The organism is Aeribacillus sp. FSL k6-2211 (assembly GCF_037966125.1).
In the GTDB taxonomy this organism is placed as follows: Bacteria; Bacillota; Bacilli; order Bacillales; family Aeribacillaceae; genus Aeribacillus; species Aeribacillus composti.
The window spans coordinates 3,327,758-3,345,729 of record NZ_CP150190.1; the positions used below are offsets into that span (position 1 = coordinate 3,327,758).

Consider the following 17,972-nt stretch of genomic DNA (forward strand, 5'->3'; position numbering starts at 1 on the left):
TCTATTCAACAATCGTTTGCGGCATCAAAGAATACGGAAGAATCCGTTCACCACGTGAAACAGCGATGCCGCAATTTTACCTTATTACGGAATTTTTAAGACATAAAACTTAAACAGTAGAATAACGATCTAACAGCTTCTTTTTATGTGAATGAAATACTTCTTCCAAAGGAATATTGTATTTGTTTGCAATCACTATGATGTTTCCTAACACATCTCCCAGCTCTTCGATTAATGCCTGTTTATTTTCCTCAACTGAACCTGTTGATTCGTCTGGTCTGTCTCTGCCAATTTCAAGCGCTCTTATAGCTCGGGCAACTTCCCCCGTTTCTTCGGCTAAAAATCCAATGCGGACAAAAATATCTAATTCAGCCCAGCCCCTGCTGTCATAATACTCCTTCACCCATTGTTGAAACTCATTGATATCCATTTTGTTCACCTGCCCTTTCTCTCTTAAAAGAGTCAACATGAAAACTCTTTTCTTGTCAATATTCAAATGAGAGAATTCAAATGACTTTTGAAAAGATAGTAATTATGACCATTTTATATTGTGGTACTGTCAAGAATTTTGTATAATCTAAAATGAATCAGTGAATAAACGGTAAATTTTTTTGAGTTAAGTTAGTTATATGAATAACTAATAAGGAGTGATCATATGGCAAAGCCGAATGTTATTAGTAAAAATGAATTAATTCGTTCCGCGAAGAAGTGTTTAGTCAAAAACGGAATTGAAAAGTTCACATTGAGGGCAGTCGCCGAAACGGCAGGGGTTACGCAGGGGACTGTTTATTATCATTTTCGAACTAAAGAACAATTATTATTGGATATTGTAAAAGATATTTGCGACAGTTCTTGGGACGAATTATCGAAAAGTGACGGCAACATCATTAAACAAGCGATTGAGACAGCGAAAAGCCGTTGTTCTCATGATTCTTTTTTTCATAAATTGTTCTTAACGCTCGTCGTTTCAGGTTTTCATAATGATAAAATCAGGGAACAGCTTGAGGGGATTATTTTACAAGAAAATAAAGCTCTAGCGGAAAATTTATTAAAAATATGGCCTTCATCACCAATTAAAGGAATTTCGCTTGACACATGGGCGATCATTTTAAACGCTGTTGTAGACGGAATCGCCTTACAGGCTCTATTGTCAAAAAATTTTCCGGTAGAGAAAACATACGCAGAACTTGAGAAATTATTTATAGCATTGAGCGGCTTACAAGAGGTGGAGAACAAATGAAAGGATATTTGTACACAGCATGCTGGAGCGTTTTTGTTTGGTTTTTTGCCACAATGTTTTTTGTTATGTTTGGGGACAGCGTTCTTTTCAGACCGGGTACAGCGGAGTTTGCTGTCAGCCTCTCTTTGCTAATAGCTGGAACAGGGGTGTTATTGGCAGGAGCCACGTATTTATATGTATTGTTTGACAAAGCCGAAAATGCACCGCTGAAATTTGGATTCATCGGCACGATTGTTGGTTTAATTTTAGATACTTTTTCTTTATCCAACCACCAGCTGATTTTTCCTAAGCTTGATGAGCCGCAGGTTATCGCTTTTGCAGCATGGATGTCTTTTGCCTACGCATTGTATTTATTAATACCTGCCATAATAAATGAATTAATGAAAAAGAAGCTTAAAACCGAATGAATTAAAATGCAATCACAAAATGGGGGTGTCTAATAAGTCATTTTTACGGCTTATTGACGCCCCATTAATGTTTTAGAAACGTTGATATATCGTGGTTATCAATGACGATTTGACTTTCTAAGACAGCCCCTTTAGGGCATTGTATGACTGTTCGAATTTAAAGGGATTTCGCCTTATCAAAACGTAAGTCTTTTCTTTTCCTTATTTAAATAATCCATGCTGCCGCCTGCCTAATAACCGAATCAACATTTAGAAGAAAGCAAGATAGATGTTGAGGACGTCTTTCTCACTAAAAAGAATTTCAAAATGTCCTTTTACGCTATTTATAAGCTGCCGTCTACCTGATAAAGCTCCGAAGAACCTTTTATTTTAACTTACACGTTTGGATCATCAATTTTATCATTGAAGCTAGACAAACTGTTCCAAATAAAACAACATATAAGAAAGGCCGATTACTAAAATCATTCGTATTTAGTACAGCAAAAATTAAAGCTGTAAAAGTGAGAGTCAGCAAAAAATACAAACTATATTTACCCAATAATTTTGAAGTGAATCCTATTCCAACAACTAACAATAAGAATATGCCAATCTGGCAAAAAAAATTCCAAGCTCCTCACTTCTCGCATAAAGTTTAGAATTCCAGCTGATGGCACTTTTCTAATCTTTAAATTGTTTTTCTTTTACAGGAAAACCAAGTGCACGGATTAAGATATTTTTTGTACTTGGCAGCGACTTCCCGACCTGCGATTGCCAGCCCGGCCCACCAAACGATTTCGCCAATTGCAATCAGCGCCGGAACAGCCGCCGCTTTTTGAGTAAGAGTGAGCGGAAGCAATGGGACAACGGCGGCTAGTCCATACAAAATAAACGAGGCGATAATAAGAATGACAGCAATCTTGCGGAGATAGCCTCTTTTATGCCTACTCGGCTTTTGCTGTCCGCCATCCTCTGTCCTGTAAAAAAATTGTTGAAGCATTTTTCCATATTTTCTCATCATGATAGCATCAGCCAGCTTCGGTGATATGGAGTTAACCTTGGCAAAAAGGATCGTGGACATCCCTCCCATAATTCGTACTGTCTTCTTTTTTTCAATTGTTTTAAGCAAATCCTCTGCCACTTTTTCAACAGGCATAATGGAAACACCCATTTTCCTCCAAAGCGGATGAAATGGTCTTTCAGCTTCAGTATCTGCAGGACTTGGCGAAAAAAAGGCAACCCTTGCTTGACTACCTTCCAACTCCAATTCACGGTTTACAGCTTCAATAAATGTGAACAGCCCTGCTCGTGATGCAGCATCGACACTATAATATGGAAAAGCCAAGCGGCCATCTGCAAATCCCCCGATATGCATAATCGTGCTGCCTTTTTGTTCTCTCATATGCGGCAGGAATCTAAAAGATTGATATCAAGCGTGTTCTTCGCTTCTTCATAACTATGCTCAGCTAAAGACTTTCTCACGTCATAACCCGAAGCATTGATGACAATATCAATATGGGCCGACCACCTTTTTACAATATCTTTCAGTTCTTCAATCAATTGTAAATCAGTAATGTCAAAAACGGCTGTTGTTATATCTCCAGTTATTTGCTCTGCTGTCTTTTTAACCTTTTCTTCATTCCTTCCAACTAAAAGAAGCCTTGCACCTTTATCGGCAAAAGCTTTTGCAAAGCTTGAACCTAATCCCCCTGAAGCGCCTATGACAATAACAGATTTACCCTCAAAACTCCTTTTCATGAACAGCTCCTCCATGTAAAAATGTATATGATGCATTAGCGATCTGTTTTTTGCAAATAACGAACGATTTCTGCCAATAAAGTTTCCAGAAATTCATATTTATGATCGCTTCCTAAACACTCTTTTATTTGCAAGTCAATTTTCTTGTAGAGCTTTTCATCACCTTCGACAATGTTCTTTCCTTTTTCTGTAACACTTACATAATAAACTCGTTTGTCCTCCTGCGATTGTATTTTTTCTATAAGGCCCATTTTTGACAGCTTTCTAATCATCGCTGAAACAGCCGGCTTCGTCACGTTCAAAGCTTCTGCCACCTGAGAAAAATTGGGTTTCCCCATATAGTAAATAGTCGTTAAATAATAGTAGTCATTGCTGCTGAAATTTTTAATCTCTGCCTCCGTCAAATGCATATGTAAATTTTTAATCGATTCCCTCCACAAATAATTTGCAATAAACGCAATGCTGTCTTTAACCATAAAATCCCCCAATAAATAGTTAAATATATTTAATTAATTATATTTAACTATTTACCATTATTTTTTGTCAATCACAAAAAAAATTTCCCCAAACATAAGCGTGGGGAATAACACTTGACAAAATTTGAATTCGTTTCTCGTTTTAAAACATTATCTCATTCGGTTTCATATGCGCACAGTGATTGCATGATTCTTTGGCGGAGACCGAAAATTGGCTGGATAAAATTTCAGCTAGGAAAAAACTGTCTAAAAGAAATTTTTTTCATCACAATTCGATTGTTATTCACAGCATAACCATTTTTTCTGTAGAAGCTTTCTGCGAGTCCTCCAGTGGATGTTAAGAGGTAAATGCTTTTAACTTGTTTCTTTTGTAAATCTTTCTCTAAATATTGGAGAAGCTTAGAGCCATAGCCTTTACCTTGAATTTCATGATTGATGCATAATTCCGCTAAATAAAAAGTTATTCCTTGATATGTTTTCTTGCTGTTCCCTGCTATAAAACCAATGGGAGTTCCATCGATTCCCCAAAAAAATCCTGTAAATTTCGGAGTATGCAGCAAATCTGTAAGCCTTTCTTTAGCCGTTTCATATGTCCAGCTTTCATTCCAAGGGTCACGATTAAAAACTTTCATATATAGTTCAATACATTGTTCCAAATGTTTTGCCGTCATTGGTGCAATTGTTTCTGCCACAAAAATTTCCCCCTATAGTAAATAGCTGGGGAGTGCATCCTGACTCCCGTCTGTTCGAAAACACTCCCCATTAAACTATTCGATTTGGTGTTGCCAGCACAGAAAACTTTCTCTGTTGTTTTTGCTTACCATTTTCTATCTATTTTAAATCTTAAAATCATTTTAATAGAAAATGGCCTTCATGTCATTTGCGGATTCTAGTCTTTTCGGCTAATTTTGTTTATGCTTCCGTTTCATTTTGTACATCTTTCGTAAAATCTTCAGAATTTAAATAGCCTGGTTCTAGGATAAGTTCCTCATCATCATAAAAAAATCCAGCGAACGGATACCGCTGACGGACTGGCTGCACAGCCTATGCTCATAATTAAGAAGCTTAATAAAGAAGGTGAGGCGAATTTTTCCTGCTGGCAGCTCTGCCTTTTTCCTTTCAAAACACAGCCAATTCCAAATAGCACAAGAAGTATCTCAATGAATCTCGGAAAAAATGGCGCCTGACAATATATTTTTGCTATAAAAATCAGCGAATGACAAGCGTCGGCGCTAAGGCACATCAGCTCATATATAAGGGTGATAGAGTTTTGCTTTCATTTACCGATAAGAGGCCGAACAATACAGCGGTGAACCCGTCGATTTTTTCTCGGAAATAAACTTAAATGTCATATGTTAGCCGTTATCCCTCTTTGCGTTTTCTAAAGTCTGCTCGACACTTTGTAAATGCTTCTCCATGCTTTTCCTTGACCTAATTATGTCGCGCTTTTTGATCATTTCGACAATTTCTAAGTGCTCCAGCCACGAATGGTGCATCCGATCAGGTATTTTAGATGTCTCCACCCTGATATTGTTAAAAAGGCTAGTGAGACTGTTCATTATCCGATAAGCAATTGCGTTCTTGGAAAGCTCCGCAATTCTAATATGAAATTTGTGATCTTGTTCAGACAATATCTTTTCATTCACTTTATTTTCGCTGATTAATTGTACAGTCTCTTTTACAAACTGATACAAAACGTCAATTTCCGAATCGGATGCCCGTTCAACAGTCCATACTACTGCTTGCGTTTCAATGAGCATTCTTATTTCAAATAAATCTGCAAATTGGTCGCTTTTGACAAAGTAATGATTGGCTAATTGAGCTAAATTATTCGTTCCATCCGCTACAAAAACGCCATTCCCCTGTTTAATTTCAATAAATCCGAGCGTAGAGAGAACTTTGTAAGCTTCCCTTATTGTATTTCGACTCACATTTAATTTAAGAGAAAGCTCTCTTTCTGACGGCAGCTTTTCCCCGGGTTTCAGCTTATTTTCTTGAATAAGTGATTTCAATTCTTCAACAATCTTATTCGGAACAGTGGAACGATCAAAACGAATATTTTCAAACATAATGATCACCTGTGGTAGGAAATTCCAAATGCAACTGATTAGCCAGCTGCACTAAATCCTTTTCCACTTCCTGAGATAAATGAATACCACAATGTAATTTATGAATATAAGATTGTTCTCTTCGTTCCCCAGGGTACAAAATTGTATGGACTTCTTCTTTTTTAGGAACAGCTTTCATTTCCAAAAGCATTTTTGGCAGAAGAGAGGTAAATTGATCGACAGGCATAAATTTTTCTATATCGATTAAAATAAAAAAATGCCCTACATTTGCTATTTGGCCGTTATCGTCATATATATTTTCGACATGTGGGCCGTAAGCAGCACCTGTTAATAGCCCTGTTAATATTTCCACTGCCAAAGCCCAGCCATACCCCTTTACTCCTCCCGAAGGAAGAACGGCTCCGTTTAATGCTTCTGCAGGATCTTCCGTATCATTGCCTCTTTGATCGATTGCCCAGCCTTTTGGAATGGCTTTTCCTTCCTTTGCCGCTTCTATAATTTTGCCTCTTGCAACGACGCTTGCAGACATATCGATAATAACATCCGGTCCGTTTTTGACTGGAAAGCCAAATGCTATCGGATTCGTTCCAAAGAAAGCTTTTTTGCCTCCCCAAGGCGGAATCCCAGCCGGAGAATTTGTCATCACAATTGCTGCAAGGTTTTCATCGCAAGCTGCCTTGCAATAATATGATGCACATCCAAAATGGTTGCTTTTTCGAATGGCGATGGCAGCAACTCCCGTTTCTCTTGCTGTTTTGATTCCCTCTTTAATGCCATAATATGATGCAATCTGGCCCAATCCGTTATCTCCATCGACAGTTAAAATGGATAACCCTTTTTTTTGTATTTTTATGGACGGGGTCGGATTAATCCGCCCCTCTTTTAAACGTTTTGAATAGATCGGCAATCTGCTGATTCCGTGGCTTGTGATACCTTCAAGATCTGCCCTTATTAATGAATCTGCTACAACTTCAGCATTCTCTTTTTTAACGTTTTGCTTCACCAAAACATCTTCAACAAATTTTTTTAAAGCTTTCGCATCATAAACAGTCAAACTTCACTCACCCTTTAAAAATCAGATGAAACTAAAAATAGTGATTCTTTTCCCTCAAGTACTTTCATAATTTCATCTGAAATAATGTTAGTGATTCGTTCTTGGGACTCTTCTGTTAATCCAGCAATATGCGGAGTTACAGTAATCTTGCTGCTGTTTAATAGAAAATAGTCTTTTTCGACCGGCTCATTCTCAAGTACATCTAAGTAAGCACCAGCTATTTGCCCGGATTCCACCGCCTTGAATAAGGCGGATTCATCAACAATTCCCCCGCGAGAAGTGTTGATAATAATTGCATTTTTTTCATTAAGTTAAATTCTTTCGTACTAAGTAAATTTCTTGTTTCATTCGTTAGCGGAACATGAATGCTTACAAAGTCGGACTCTTTTAAGACCTCTGCTAATTCAACCTTTGTAATCCCCGTTTCAGAAAAAGGATAATCGAATTCTCTTATATAAGGATCATAGCCGATCACTTTCATTCCAAATGCAATGGCTCTTTTAGCAAGCCTGTGGCCAATCTCTCCCGTTCCGATTAATCCCAATGTTTTCCCGTATATCTCATTTCCCGTAAATAATTTCCTATTCCAATTTCCTTTTTTAACGTCTTCTCCGGCTTGTATGATAGGCCTCGATGCCGTTAAAATAACGGCCATAACATATTCTGCTACTGAAACCGAATTGGCATTTTTGGCGGAGACGATTTTTACATTACGTTGTTTTGCTGCAAGTAAATTTATATTATCAAGCCCGACTCCTAATCTGCCGATTACCTTTAATTTTTTCCCTGCATCCAGTATTTCCTGATCAACAATTGTCTGGTTTCGAACGACTAATGCGTCTGCATCTATTATTTTGTTTATTAATTCCTGTTTATTTCTCCATAAATCCGGATTGTATTCGACCTCCGCTATTTTCCTCATCCTGTTAATCCCGGATTCAGGCATATATTCAGAGATTAGTATTTTCATTACTTTCCTCCGCTCATGCACTGCGATAAAGTTTCGTCAAAACAAATTCTCTATGCCCTAATGTTTCCGCTGCAGTTAAACGTCCGTTTATTGTTCGGATCAAAATATCAAGCAGCAAATCGCCAGCCTGCTGGAGATTATATTCCCGTTTCAATAATCCTGTAACGTCTACATCGATATGCTCTGACATAGTAGAAACTGTAATTGGATTTGCCGAAAGCTTAATAACGGGTACTATTGGATGACCAATTATATTGCCTTGACCGGTAGGAAAGAAATGTACGACTGCCCCTCCAGCTGCCATTAAAGTAATGCATTCAGCTGCTGCAGAGGAGGTATCCATAAAATTCAATCCCGCTTTTACTGGAGCCTCCGCAGGTCCTAAAGCATCAACCACCGGTTTTGTGCCCGTTTTTTCGATATTGCCGAGCGCCTTTTCCTCAATTGTTGTGAGGCCGCCTCTTATATTTCCTTCTGTCGGCTGGCTGCCAAGCAGATCAACACCTTTTGATGCGATTTCTTCAACATAGTTTTGATAAAGGCTTAAAAATTTTTGTTTTACTTCTGGAGTGGCACAACGCTCTGCAATTAAATGCTCGCCGCCAGTTAATTCGGAGGTTTCACCGAACAAAACAGTTCCGCCTTCGTCGATTAAACGATCAACTACATTTCCTACCGTAGGGCATGATCCTAACCCGGTTGTCGTATCCGACTCTCCGCATTTAATACTTACTAAAATTTCTGATAATTCCACAGGCTCTCTGCGAATTTCAGAAGCATCCTGCAGAAATTTTTGTGCTGTTCGAGCTGCTTTTTCAATCGTAGACAAATCGCCATAACGTTCAATTGAAAATCCAGCTACCGGCTTGCCTGTTTTTTGTACCTCCTCAACAATTCGATTTGTCCAGTTAGGCTCAATACCAATCACAACAACAGCTGCTACATTTGGATTAGAACAGTTACCGATAATCGTTTTAAAAAACAAGTCTAAATCCGGCCCATATTGTAATCGCCCGTATGCATGCGGGATCGCTAAAGTACCAGGAACAATTTTAGCAACCGCTTCTGCTGCCGCATTAGAAATGTCATCGACAGGCATGATCACTACATGATTCCGAATACCAACTCTTCCGTTCTCTCTGCGATAACCCCAAATTTTATTCTCCATATTTCCACCTCGCCGTTTTTAAATTATGAGTATGAACATAGCTCCCTTTATAGATTTTTTTTGTAGCTACACCAATCGGTACGCGATATTCAATTACTTTGCTGTTTTCATCCAAATCCACTAAAGCAATCTTATGACCAAGAGGAATAAAATCTCTAGACTCTACTGAAACAACTGAATCGTCTTCTAAGATGACCCCTTGGATTTGCTCGCCTGCTTCAATGTCTTCTATTGCGACTCCCACAGAATCGCCGACATTATGTACTAAAAACTTGTGTGACACTATGAACCACCCCTCCATTTCCTTTTTTACAACGCATTTGGTTCAGACATTCAATGGTCCAACCAATTTCTTTAAATTAAATAAAAACAGGCCTTGCACGCCTGAAAATATATTATTTCCAAGCATTGCAAGGCCCTTCAGTCGTCTGATCGAACCTAAATTATTCCTATTGATTTACTGCGGTTTAAAGATTACCATGGATTGAATTTTTTGTCAATATTTTTTCAAAAAAAATCAATTAAATTATGTTCAAGATTGGCTCCGTTCCGGGAATAATCATTCAAAAATTCCACTCTTGCAATCTTTTCAACAACTCGAGAGCCGTTTATGGCGAATCATTAAGTTATGATTTTCATAAAATGGCGAAAAATCGTTACCGTTCCAGAGCCCGTTCCGCCTTGCCCAGCCGCCTTATATGCTTGATTCCGAGGGAAGTAATGAAAATCAACTGATAGAAAAGGTTCAGGAATAACAACAACGGCGCAGGCTGTAAAAAGAATAAAAGAACGTCTTCAAACGGCCTTGTGAATATGATAGCTGACCACAAAAAAATGAAATACGTATATAAAATCCAAATAAAGATATGAAAGGCAATCCGCACAAAAGCATAGAAGGAAAGCAAATTAATTTTCAATTTCTTTAGTTGATCTATTGCATTTTTCCACAAATTCGGCTGATTCAATAGATCAACGATCATCCAGTAGCCGTCTCCAGGAAGCAGCGGGAAAATCGCAAACAGCATTCTAAACATATGAACAATAAGAAAGGACCAAATCCATGGTGAAAGCTGTGCAAAGCATAAGCCGATCACTGATGTTAATCCGCATACAATCAAATCTGCCGTAAAGCCCGCGATGTTGATCCGCATGCGCTGCCATTTTGATAGCTTCCAAGCTTCATTGCAAACAATGCTAAATAACGGGACAGGCCCGGACCATTGAACAGAAATGGAAATGTTCCCTGTACGCGGCATTGTTAATAAGTGCCCAAGCTCATGGATGAGGACTGAAAATGTTAAAACTCCGGCGATGATCCATTGACCTTTTAGATCAGTGACGAGAAAAAATGGAGTGTTGATCATGAACAAAACGGTGCTGATGATCGAAATCAAAACAGCACCTGCGGTAATCCAGTTAAACCATTTACGCTCCAGCCAAGGATTGTAATAGGTTATGAGCGGCTTTTGATCCGGCTCAAAATCAGATTGTTTTTCTTCAATAAGGGAAAAGGCTGCATCCTTATCGATGCCTAACTTTTCAAGAAATAGTAAAATTTCCTTCTCCGATACTTCCATTTTATCTGCAATAGAAGATATAGGCTCTTTGTTTGCCAACTGCTCCAACAATTTTTTTGAATAGTTATCTATTTGCAATAAAAGTCCATCCGGTCGTTCAATCCAGTACCGATCTTCTTTTATCTTTCCTATTTTGTATACTAACGGTTTTTGAAATGACTGTGAGTAATTCACAAATACTCCCTCTCCAAACGTCAGTTTCTCACTTTCAGTTTATTTTCCTCTTTAAGAATGGCTTGTTTGATCAAGTATGAAGCCAGCTGGGAAACAATTGAAACAGGGGCAACCCGATCGAATCCTTCGAACATTGGGCTTGGATTACATTCAATGCATATAACAGAACCGTCTGGACGTAGTTTTAAATCAATTCCGCTGAAAATAAGCCCTAATGTTTCGCATGCCTCTATACATAACTGAGCGATCTCTGGCGTTATCTCAAAGGGTTTGACTTGATGGGCGCCTTCACGATAATCAATTCCTTCTCCCTCAATGATAAATGATGCGATGACTTTTCCGTCCAGGACAAATACACGTACATCCTGGCCTTGTATGTATTCTTGGAATTGCACCGGTGCTGTGCTCAATGCTTCTAATCTTTCAGGTTTTTTATCTTCCTCTGTCAATAGACGGCACAATGCTCCTCCAGCAACGGGTTTATAGATGACATCGCAGTTATGGCTGAATTCCAAAACTTTTTCCGGATTGCTGGTTACTAACGTTTTAGGAACGGGAATACCTGCTCTTCTTAGACACTCAAGGTGATAAGGCTTTGCAAAATGAATGAGCAGTGTATCAACAGGATTGACGATGAGTCTGCCGAAGTAAGAGGAAGATTTTAACCAAGACAGCCAAGCAGCATATCTCTCCCGCTCCGCCGCATATGCCAAAAATCCATTCTCCTTGATTTGTTCCTTTATTTGAGAAGTATCGAATGCAGGAGTAGGAACAAATAATGCTCTCAAAAAGTAAACGTTCGTTTCCGATAAATCACGGTTTTCATAATGGCTGTCTTCACCGCCAAAGCTTAAGGGGTAGGGGACATCCGGCGAATTATCTAAAATGAATGCTTGGGCGCCTTGTCGAACCAATTCCTTTTGTAAATAAAGACAATGCCTTTCAAATTGTGAACCGATAATACCAACAGATACTTCCGCCATTTCGCACCTCCGATGAAATAAATGAGAATTTTCCGAATTTTAGCGCCCCAGAAAACATTCTCTGGGGCGCTTGTCCAACTTTTGCAAAACCTATTTTATAAAACCGCCTTCTTCGCCAAGTGCATATGTGGTAACAATTGGTCCGCCTTCTTCCCCGATAGCTTGAGTTGTATATCCTCCTTCTTCGCCTAAAGCTAACGTTGTGGCATATCCCGGATCCACAATAGGGCTCACAAATAACGGAGAGCTAGATTGCCTTACTTCCAATTCTTCAATAAACAATTTCTTTTTCATTTTTGATTCCTCCTATTCAAAATATTAAAAAAATTTTCTGTTTAAAAATAACATATTTACCTTTATCTTCCTATAGATAAAATGTCCTATTCTGAATAGTGCTTAAGAATGAAATTGAGAGAACAAATAGGTCTTTTTGCTAAATCCTCCACCTAGAAAAGTCAAGTTTATACATTTCGGCTTTAAAAAATAAGAGAATCACTATGTTTGATAGACACTCTCACACACGGTACAGCGGTTTTGTTGTTTAAAGCGCAATTGAGTTCAGACACAATATCTATGTCTTGAATACCTACATGCTGGAATGTAGGCTTCCGATTTGGACAAAATATATCGATTTTAAATAGTTTTTAATAGTCCTAGTTTTATTCCTTTTACCACTGCACCAACTCTTGAGTACACATTCAGCTTTTTAATAATTGATGAAACATGGTGTTCGACCGTTCTTCTGCTTACCATCAAAATATCACTGATCTCTGCGTTCGTTTTATCTTCAGAAATCAGCTTTAAAATTTCTAACTCAGTTTTGGTTAAATAGTGATTCTGATATTCTATTTTTTTTCTAGGAATGATATTGTTGCCCAAAAAACTTTGTCTGATCGCATTTGCAAGTTCTGCAGCAGAGTTTTCCTTCGTAATGAACGCATAAGCACCGGCATGATAAGATGCGTCAATATATTCATCATCGTTATAAGCTGATAAAATGACAATCTTCAGATTCGGATAGCTTTCGATTAATTTCTTTGTCAACTCAATTCCATTGTAGCCTTTCATTCTTATGTCCATTACCACAACATCCGGATGATTTTTTGATATTGCTGCATTGATGCCGGCAGGGTCGCAAATGGTATTTACAACTTCAAGATCTGATTCGTGTTCTAATAATTGTTTGATTCCTAACAAGACTAGTAAGTGATCATCTACCAGTAGTACTTTAATTTTCATTTCAATCATCCTAATCTCGGCAAAGTTATCAGGAAGTTACAATGCCCAGTTCTGACTGCATTTAAGCGTAGCCATCTTCGTCGAAGATTTTAGATCGTCACTCACCCTAATTGATTTTTCCGGAAAACTCAATATAAACACCCTTTTATTTTTAAAGCATTTTATAAGTCTAAAAAACATTGAAGAGAACAGATGTGAGAATAATTCACAAAATTTCCATCAAAAGAATTTCAATTAGAACAGAATGTATTTAGACTAGCTTCACTAAAATCAGATGAAAAAATTAGCGATTATAGACTAAAAGCGTATACACATCTCGAAAAAAATAATCTTCGTTTCCAAATCATTTTCCTCTAAAGGCGCAACAGTTTAAAGATGCCTTTTTTCAAGCTTAGAGCTAAACAAGTGTTTTTCCAAAAACTCATTTACTTTTCCGTTAACTGTCCGTCTGTTTTTCATATATACACAAGTGATGAGAACACATCCAAATCCAATCTTTTCTTTTGCGAATGCAAAGTTCAGTGAATCCTATCGATTCTCGCTTTTTATCCCTCCTTCAACTAGTATTTATAGTAAAAATTTTACACTAAATGACAGTTTTTTTCATTGTTTTTTCTAAAAATAGGTATTTTCCGCATCATTTTTTGTGGAAAATACCGATGTTTTTTTAGAAGATTTGTAATATATTTTGAATTAAGAAGAAGAAATTGTAAATTCTACCAAAAATATATCAATTCTTCTCTTCTCTCTAAAACTTTAAACAACAAGCCGGAGCATTGTGATCATATGAAATATTGACATTGTTTTTTAGCAAATAAATATCGAAAACTCATTAAATTATGTAAGCAGGTGATTTGATAATGCGTCTTGAAGAGCAAGAGCAATTGGTAAGAAACCCTAGTCATGTTTTTATCAAAAGGATATTTTATCCATTTAAAATCATTTATTCGCCGCAAAAAACTTTATTGAACATACATAATGAAAAAAAACTAGGAATACTAGCTACTTTGACATTAGTTATATTGTTTGCCGCAATAAGTATTGTTATAAGTCAAAATTTATTAGAATCCGAATATATAGCAGATCTTTTAGGAAACAATCCATCACAATCGTTTAAAAATGCTCTTACTATTTTTGCCGCAATTATGCAAGTCTTCTTATTTTTCGTTAATATTCTTTTACTTACAGCCTTAATAAAAATAGTTCTCTCCATCGTAAAATTGAAAGTAAAATTCAGGGAATTATTGAGATTTGTCATCATCGCTCAATCCCCTGTTGTTTTGGGGCTTGGTATAAAATACGTGTTATCTGATCCGTCTCAATATCATATTCCTGTCACCAGTTTGGCCTACCTATTTTCAGGATTAAACATGAATCAATTTCTGCAAATATTTTTATCGAAAATTGAATTATTTAATTTGTGGTCATTATTTCTAATTTGTTTAAGCTTAACAATTGTTACAAAGCAGTCTTTAACAAAGATAGTTTCCATATTATTTCCAGTAACAATTATATTTAACACACTAATTGAACTTATTTGAAAGGAGGTGAATTATAATGTTGGAACTTGATCTTTTAGTTGCTTATGGCATTAATGAAACTACTGCAAATACTATTGCTGCATTTTTGGACGCCGGTTTGGGAATAGCTTCATTCTTGACATTGATAACCGGAGCAGGTCTCACATTAAAAGCCTTGCAGATAGCTCTAAGAGCCGGAGGCAAAAAAGCTGTAGTAGCATAATGTTTTTAGGATAGGATAGAGAGCCGTTAGTCTTTCTCTATCCTACCTTCTATTTAATTTAAGAAAAAGTTAGCGAGTGAGTGATGTTGAACTATTTTTCCCGTCTACGAAACACTTTTATCCTTTCTGCCATTGTATTTGGCATAGGTTTAATTATTGGGGTCATGATAATTTTTTCGACTTCGCCTCAAATGGAGGAGGCAGCTGAGCTCCAAAGAACTTATAAAGCTGGCTGGTACTCAGTGTATTCTATTTTTTTAAATAATATACTTGTTTGTCTAGTTTTAATGCTGGGTTTATTTACATTTGGGATTCCTACGTTTATTTATTTACTCTTTAATGGCATATCTATCGGAGCAGGTCTAACTCATCTTATTTTATCTGATCAACCTTTATTAAATATATTTTTAAAGGTTATACCTCATGGAATATTTGAAATCCCCTTTTTTTTATTAGCAGGAGCTATCGGCTTTTTAGGATTTACATTTTATTTTAATAGAAAATATGGGTTGAAATTTTTATTAAAACATGTCGTAATGGTAATTATAGGAATCCTTCTAGCTTCCATTGTAGAGGGATTGATTACATTAAATTTATGAAAGTCGGGAGTCAAAATGAGAGCAGCATGGATTAAATGGAAGATTTATATAAGATGGAAAAATCAATGGGGTAAATTTTTAAATAGAAGAGGGTATTCAGGATATATATTTGCGATCACAGCTTTTTTTCTTGATGTCATAGAGGCTATTTTTTATTTTTTTTCTGCATATGCTGTATTAAAACTGGTAATTATGAATGAATTTTTACATACAGCAACGACAGGTGCGCCATTTTTGGACTTTTTATTGCAAAAAATTTCCCAAATTAACAACAATGTTTATATTCTCTGGCAGTTTTATTTTGTATATGTAATAGTTTTCTCTGTTATTGCTGGCATAAAAGCTTCCAAGTGGAATTTAAGCTCAATGGACAAGGAGTGGCTGCTGTCACATTTTAAATTGAGTTTAAGTAAAGCCAACTCTATGGTTATTTTCGAAACAATCTGCTGGAACATAAGAAGTTTCATCATACATATTTTAACATTGCTTTTTAGCTTATCATACGCAATCGGTTTAAACATATCTATGGTAATTGGATTAACACTGCTCAGCTTTTCTTTATATTTGTTTGTCAGCATTGCTGTCTCTTTTTCGCACACATTTTATGTATACAAGTTTATAATAGAAAAACCTTTCGTAAACAAAGTAGCCAAAATTGTCATATCAAGAATGATCATATTTTCAATAGGCTATTTTTTCGCTGCAAAGTTTACAGGATGGATTATTGATATTCCCTTTATTAAAGAAAATCCCACATCCGAGTCATTTGAAAAATGGTCTAACAAAGGTTGGGAAATTCTGTTTGACAGTGTAACGACGATCAAAATCAATTTAAGCTTTTTTGATATTCTCACTGCTGATTCTCTATATACATATATTGGCACGATATTGATGTGTATGTTTACTATGGTATTTTACTTGTTATTTATCATTCTTTTTAAAGAAAACCCCAACAGGCGATCAGCGGAGTATTTTGATCGGCTGCCTTCCCCGTTATTAAAAGTGCCGTTTTTAAAGAAAAAAGCTTTTATGATTCTTTTATTTATTAGATCGAGCTTTTTTCAAAAGAGGCTTCCGTATATGTTTGGCGATTTCGTTTATTGGTTTTCTGTTGGCATATTTAGCGGATTGCTCGCCAATTTAGATGATGAGTACAAAGTGCAGCAATTAGTATTTTCATTTTTTATTTTGTACCATATTTATTTTTTGGCGGAACGTCATTATCAGCATTTCATAGGGGGAATGGCCTTAGAAAGTGATGGCACCAATGTCTTAATTTATTTAAATGCTGGAAAAAATCTTTGGTATGTATTTAAACAAAAGTTTTTTGTTTACATCATCACGTTAATTCCTTTAATCATAATAGGTGATTTCATTGTTTATATACTCACTCCCATTTCATTAACTACTATTATATGGTTGCTCTCAATGCAAATTTTAGCTTTAAATGCTTTTGGCGCTTTAAATTATATTTCCAGCGCCTTCTATCCTCATTTTGAATTTCGAAACGCTGAAGAATTGAATGAATTTGGCGATAAAAAAATGGTCGATTCTATCTTAGATGCAATGTCTTTATTTATCATACTTCCTAGTATGACAATCCCCATGGTTTTATTTATCATGGGTTATTTAACAAAATCACAATATTTGTTCATCAATCCTATTTTTCTTGCTATTTATCTATTCGGAATGCTCTTTATATCACTTTTATTAGTAAAAAGAAAGCTAAATAAAAAACAATTTATTTATTAGGAGTGAAAATCCAGTGGGAGCAGCATCTTCTGATTATTTATTGAAAGTCCATAATCTGACCAAAATTGAAAATGGGAAAAAAATATTAGATCAAGCAACGTTTGAAATTGCTGAAAATAAAATTGTCGGATTTCTCGGGCCAAATGGAGCGGGGAAAACCACAACCTTTAGAATTTTATCTGAATTGACCGGCTACGATGATGGAGAAATTTACGTCAATGGTGTAAAACTGTCAGATCTGGATCGAAAAGAAATCATGTTACTTCCTGATGCCCCATTATTATTTTCCGTGCTGACCGGAAAAGAATATTTAAAATTCATGAGCGAGTTATTAAATTTTGATATAGACAGCCCGGAAATTAAAGAAATGCTCCAGTTATTGGGATTATTAAATTCCTTAAATAAGCAAATTTTCAATTATTCGCTTGGAATGAAAAAGAAACTCAATCTTATTCCATTATTAATGAAAAAACCGAAGCTACTTTTGCTAGATGAGTATTTATCAGGAATTGATCCTGTCAGTATGAAAGATATTAAAAACATCTTAATTCAATACGCACAAAATGGATGCAGTATTTTTATGTCTACACACCAACTAGAGGTTTGTGAAAGATGTTGTGATTCAATTATTTTAATTTCCAATGGGAAAATATTAAAAAATAATATATCTATTTCCGAGATCAAAGAGACAGCTAGCAGTCTTGAGGAATATTATTTAAATGTATTTTCAACTGAGGAAGGATGAGGAATGTGTACAAATATATTGGGGATATACTTCTCTTTATAC

At 36.3% G+C, this 17,972-nt stretch carries 23 protein-coding genes; 7 read left to right on the plus strand and 16 right to left on the minus strand.

Translation table 11 applies throughout. The features are described 5' to 3' along the window. Positions 1-109: 109 nt before the first annotated feature. Positions 110-430, minus strand: coding sequence for a MazG-like family protein (locus tag NSU19_RS16100; protein WP_063388408.1), 321 nt, complete (start codon positions 428-430; stop codon positions 110-112). Between the two features lie 225 nt (positions 431-655). On the opposite strand from NSU19_RS16100, the gene NSU19_RS16105 reads away from it, so the two are divergent. Both NSU19_RS16105 and NSU19_RS16110 read left to right on the plus strand, forming a co-directional pair. Continuing rightward, positions 656-1,240 (plus strand): TetR/AcrR family transcriptional regulator, encoded by a 585-nt coding sequence (locus NSU19_RS16105; RefSeq protein ID WP_063388407.1) that lies wholly within the window; start codon positions 656-658, stop codon positions 1,238-1,240. Next, positions 1,237-1,647, plus strand: coding sequence for a DUF5367 family protein (locus NSU19_RS16110; protein WP_063388406.1), 411 nt, complete (start codon positions 1,237-1,239; stop codon positions 1,645-1,647). Before NSU19_RS16105 ends, NSU19_RS16110 begins: the two co-directional genes overlap by 4 nt. Positions 1,648-2,311: 664 nt before the next feature. Here NSU19_RS16110 and NSU19_RS16115 read toward each other — a convergent pair. From NSU19_RS16115 to NSU19_RS16185, 15 genes are all read right to left on the minus strand, one after another. Further along, positions 2,312-3,025: a transporter suffix domain-containing protein gene (locus NSU19_RS16115; protein WP_339197359.1), complete on the minus strand. Its 714-nt coding sequence runs from the start codon at positions 3,023-3,025 to the stop codon at positions 2,312-2,314. Beyond that, positions 3,022-3,381, minus strand: a complete 360-nt coding sequence (locus tag NSU19_RS16120; RefSeq protein WP_339197362.1) for an SDR family NAD(P)-dependent oxidoreductase — start codon at positions 3,379-3,381, stop codon at positions 3,022-3,024. The genes NSU19_RS16115 and NSU19_RS16120 overlap by 4 nt, the downstream gene beginning before the upstream one ends. Before the next feature lie 35 nt (positions 3,382-3,416). Next, positions 3,417-3,857 carry a MarR family winged helix-turn-helix transcriptional regulator gene (locus NSU19_RS16125; protein WP_311066481.1) on the minus strand — a complete coding sequence of 147 codons (441 nt, stop codon included), beginning with the start codon at positions 3,855-3,857 and terminating at the stop codon, positions 3,417-3,419. 227 nt (positions 3,858-4,084) lie between these two features. After that, on the minus strand, positions 4,085-4,549 hold the full coding sequence (locus NSU19_RS16130; protein WP_339197367.1) for a GNAT family N-acetyltransferase: 465 nt from the start codon (positions 4,547-4,549) through the stop codon (positions 4,085-4,087). A gap of 220 nt (positions 4,550-4,769) precedes the next feature. Then, positions 4,770-4,898 (minus strand): hypothetical protein, encoded by a 129-nt coding sequence (locus NSU19_RS16135; protein WP_261308733.1) that lies wholly within the window; start codon positions 4,896-4,898, stop codon positions 4,770-4,772. Between the two features lie 314 nt (positions 4,899-5,212). Continuing rightward, positions 5,213-5,926, minus strand: coding sequence for a FadR/GntR family transcriptional regulator (locus NSU19_RS16140; protein ID WP_339197370.1), 714 nt, complete (start codon positions 5,924-5,926; stop codon positions 5,213-5,215). Then, the gene (locus NSU19_RS16145; RefSeq protein ID WP_339197373.1) at positions 5,919-6,980 is read right to left on the minus strand and encodes an Ldh family oxidoreductase; all 1,062 of its coding nucleotides are present in this window, start codon (positions 6,978-6,980) and stop codon (positions 5,919-5,921) included. The genes NSU19_RS16140 and NSU19_RS16145 overlap by 8 nt, the downstream gene beginning before the upstream one ends. 14 nt (positions 6,981-6,994) lie before the next feature. Further along, on the minus strand, positions 6,995-7,273 hold the full coding sequence (locus NSU19_RS16150; protein WP_311067367.1) for an NAD(P)-dependent oxidoreductase: 279 nt from the start codon (positions 7,271-7,273) through the stop codon (positions 6,995-6,997). After that, positions 7,198-7,950 (minus strand): NAD(P)-dependent oxidoreductase, encoded by a 753-nt coding sequence (locus NSU19_RS16155; RefSeq protein WP_311066484.1) that lies wholly within the window; start codon positions 7,948-7,950, stop codon positions 7,198-7,200. The genes NSU19_RS16150 and NSU19_RS16155 overlap by 76 nt, the downstream gene beginning before the upstream one ends. A 13-nt stretch (positions 7,951-7,963) precedes the next feature. Further along, positions 7,964-9,118, minus strand: coding sequence for a UxaA family hydrolase (locus tag NSU19_RS16160; RefSeq protein WP_066248079.1), 1,155 nt, complete (start codon positions 9,116-9,118; stop codon positions 7,964-7,966). Beyond that, complete coding sequence (locus tag NSU19_RS16165; RefSeq protein WP_232515603.1) at positions 9,108-9,401, minus strand: UxaA family hydrolase; 294 nt, start codon at positions 9,399-9,401, stop codon at positions 9,108-9,110. The genes NSU19_RS16160 and NSU19_RS16165 overlap by 11 nt, the downstream gene beginning before the upstream one ends. Before the next feature lie 373 nt (positions 9,402-9,774). Beyond that, the gene (locus NSU19_RS16170) at positions 9,775-10,869 is read right to left on the minus strand and encodes a hypothetical protein (protein WP_144598178.1); all 1,095 of its coding nucleotides are present in this window, start codon (positions 10,867-10,869) and stop codon (positions 9,775-9,777) included. A gap of 20 nt (positions 10,870-10,889) precedes the next feature. Then, complete coding sequence (locus NSU19_RS16175; protein ID WP_063388396.1) at positions 10,890-11,852, minus strand: ATP-grasp domain-containing protein; 963 nt, start codon at positions 11,850-11,852, stop codon at positions 10,890-10,892. A 90-nt stretch (positions 11,853-11,942) separates the two neighbouring features. Continuing rightward, positions 11,943-12,146 carry a hypothetical protein gene (locus tag NSU19_RS16180; protein WP_063388395.1) on the minus strand — a complete coding sequence of 68 codons (204 nt, stop codon included), beginning with the start codon at positions 12,144-12,146 and terminating at the stop codon, positions 11,943-11,945. A gap of 339 nt (positions 12,147-12,485) precedes the next feature. After that, positions 12,486-13,091 carry a response regulator transcription factor gene (locus NSU19_RS16185; RefSeq protein ID WP_339197380.1) on the minus strand — a complete coding sequence of 202 codons (606 nt, stop codon included), beginning with the start codon at positions 13,089-13,091 and terminating at the stop codon, positions 12,486-12,488. Between the two features lie 860 nt (positions 13,092-13,951). On the opposite strand from NSU19_RS16185, the gene NSU19_RS16190 reads away from it, so the two are divergent. The 5 genes from NSU19_RS16190 (at position 13,952) to NSU19_RS16210 (ending at position 17,930) form a co-directional block, all read left to right on the plus strand. After that, positions 13,952-14,632, plus strand: a complete 681-nt coding sequence (locus tag NSU19_RS16190) for a YIP1 family protein (protein ID WP_063388393.1) — start codon at positions 13,952-13,954, stop codon at positions 14,630-14,632. A gap of 16 nt (positions 14,633-14,648) precedes the next feature. Continuing rightward, positions 14,649-14,834 carry a hypothetical protein gene (locus NSU19_RS16195; protein WP_063388392.1) on the plus strand — a complete coding sequence of 62 codons (186 nt, stop codon included), beginning with the start codon at positions 14,649-14,651 and terminating at the stop codon, positions 14,832-14,834. A gap of 83 nt (positions 14,835-14,917) precedes the next feature. Beyond that, positions 14,918-15,433 (plus strand): stage II sporulation protein M, encoded by a 516-nt coding sequence (locus tag NSU19_RS16200; RefSeq protein WP_066248075.1) that lies wholly within the window; start codon positions 14,918-14,920, stop codon positions 15,431-15,433. Positions 15,434-15,448: 15 nt separating this feature from the next. After that, on the plus strand, positions 15,449-17,185 hold the full coding sequence (locus tag NSU19_RS16205) for a hypothetical protein (RefSeq protein ID WP_339197385.1): 1,737 nt from the start codon (positions 15,449-15,451) through the stop codon (positions 17,183-17,185). Positions 17,186-17,198: 13 nt separating this feature from the next. Beyond that, positions 17,199-17,930: an ABC transporter ATP-binding protein gene (locus NSU19_RS16210; protein ID WP_066248071.1), complete on the plus strand. Its 732-nt coding sequence runs from the start codon at positions 17,199-17,201 to the stop codon at positions 17,928-17,930. The last annotated feature ends 42 nt before the right edge of the window (positions 17,931-17,972 follow it).

What these genes read in the sequence shown, in the direction of transcription:
- NSU19_RS16155 (WP_311066484.1), bottom strand. Translation starts at nt 7,950, where the DNA reads ATGAAAATACTAATCTCTGAATATATGCCTGAATCCGGGATTAACAGG.
- NSU19_RS16200 (WP_066248075.1), top strand. Translation starts at nt 14,918, where the DNA reads ATGTTGAACTATTTTTCCCGTCTACGAAACACTTTTATCCTTTCTGCC.
- NSU19_RS16125 (WP_311066481.1), bottom strand. Translation starts at nt 3,857, where the DNA reads ATGGTTAAAGACAGCATTGCGTTTATTGCAAATTATTTGTGGAGGGAA.
- NSU19_RS16180 (WP_063388395.1), bottom strand. Translation starts at nt 12,146, where the DNA reads ATGAAAAAGAAATTGTTTATTGAAGAATTGGAAGTAAGGCAATCTAGC.
- NSU19_RS16175 (WP_063388396.1), bottom strand. Translation starts at nt 11,852, where the DNA reads ATGGCGGAAGTATCTGTTGGTATTATCGGTTCACAATTTGAAAGGCAT.
- NSU19_RS16115 (WP_339197359.1), bottom strand. Translation starts at nt 3,025, where the DNA reads ATGAGAGAACAAAAAGGCAGCACGATTATGCATATCGGGGGATTTGCA.
- NSU19_RS16100 (WP_063388408.1), bottom strand. Translation starts at nt 430, where the DNA reads ATGGATATCAATGAGTTTCAACAATGGGTGAAGGAGTATTATGACAGC.
- NSU19_RS16185 (WP_339197380.1), bottom strand. Translation starts at nt 13,091, where the DNA reads ATGAAAATTAAAGTACTACTGGTAGATGATCACTTACTAGTCTTGTTA.
- NSU19_RS16195 (WP_063388392.1), top strand. Translation starts at nt 14,649, where the DNA reads ATGTTGGAACTTGATCTTTTAGTTGCTTATGGCATTAATGAAACTACT.
- NSU19_RS16190 (WP_063388393.1), top strand. Translation starts at nt 13,952, where the DNA reads ATGCGTCTTGAAGAGCAAGAGCAATTGGTAAGAAACCCTAGTCATGTT.
- NSU19_RS16140 (WP_339197370.1), bottom strand. Translation starts at nt 5,926, where the DNA reads ATGTTTGAAAATATTCGTTTTGATCGTTCCACTGTTCCGAATAAGATT.
- NSU19_RS16160 (WP_066248079.1), bottom strand. Translation starts at nt 9,118, where the DNA reads ATGGAGAATAAAATTTGGGGTTATCGCAGAGAGAACGGAAGAGTTGGT.
- NSU19_RS16105 (WP_063388407.1), top strand. Translation starts at nt 656, where the DNA reads ATGGCAAAGCCGAATGTTATTAGTAAAAATGAATTAATTCGTTCCGCG.
- NSU19_RS16110 (WP_063388406.1), top strand. Translation starts at nt 1,237, where the DNA reads ATGAAAGGATATTTGTACACAGCATGCTGGAGCGTTTTTGTTTGGTTT.
- NSU19_RS16120 (WP_339197362.1), bottom strand. Translation starts at nt 3,381, where the DNA reads ATGAAAAGGAGTTTTGAGGGTAAATCTGTTATTGTCATAGGCGCTTCA.
- NSU19_RS16205 (WP_339197385.1), top strand. Translation starts at nt 15,449, where the DNA reads ATGAGAGCAGCATGGATTAAATGGAAGATTTATATAAGATGGAAAAAT.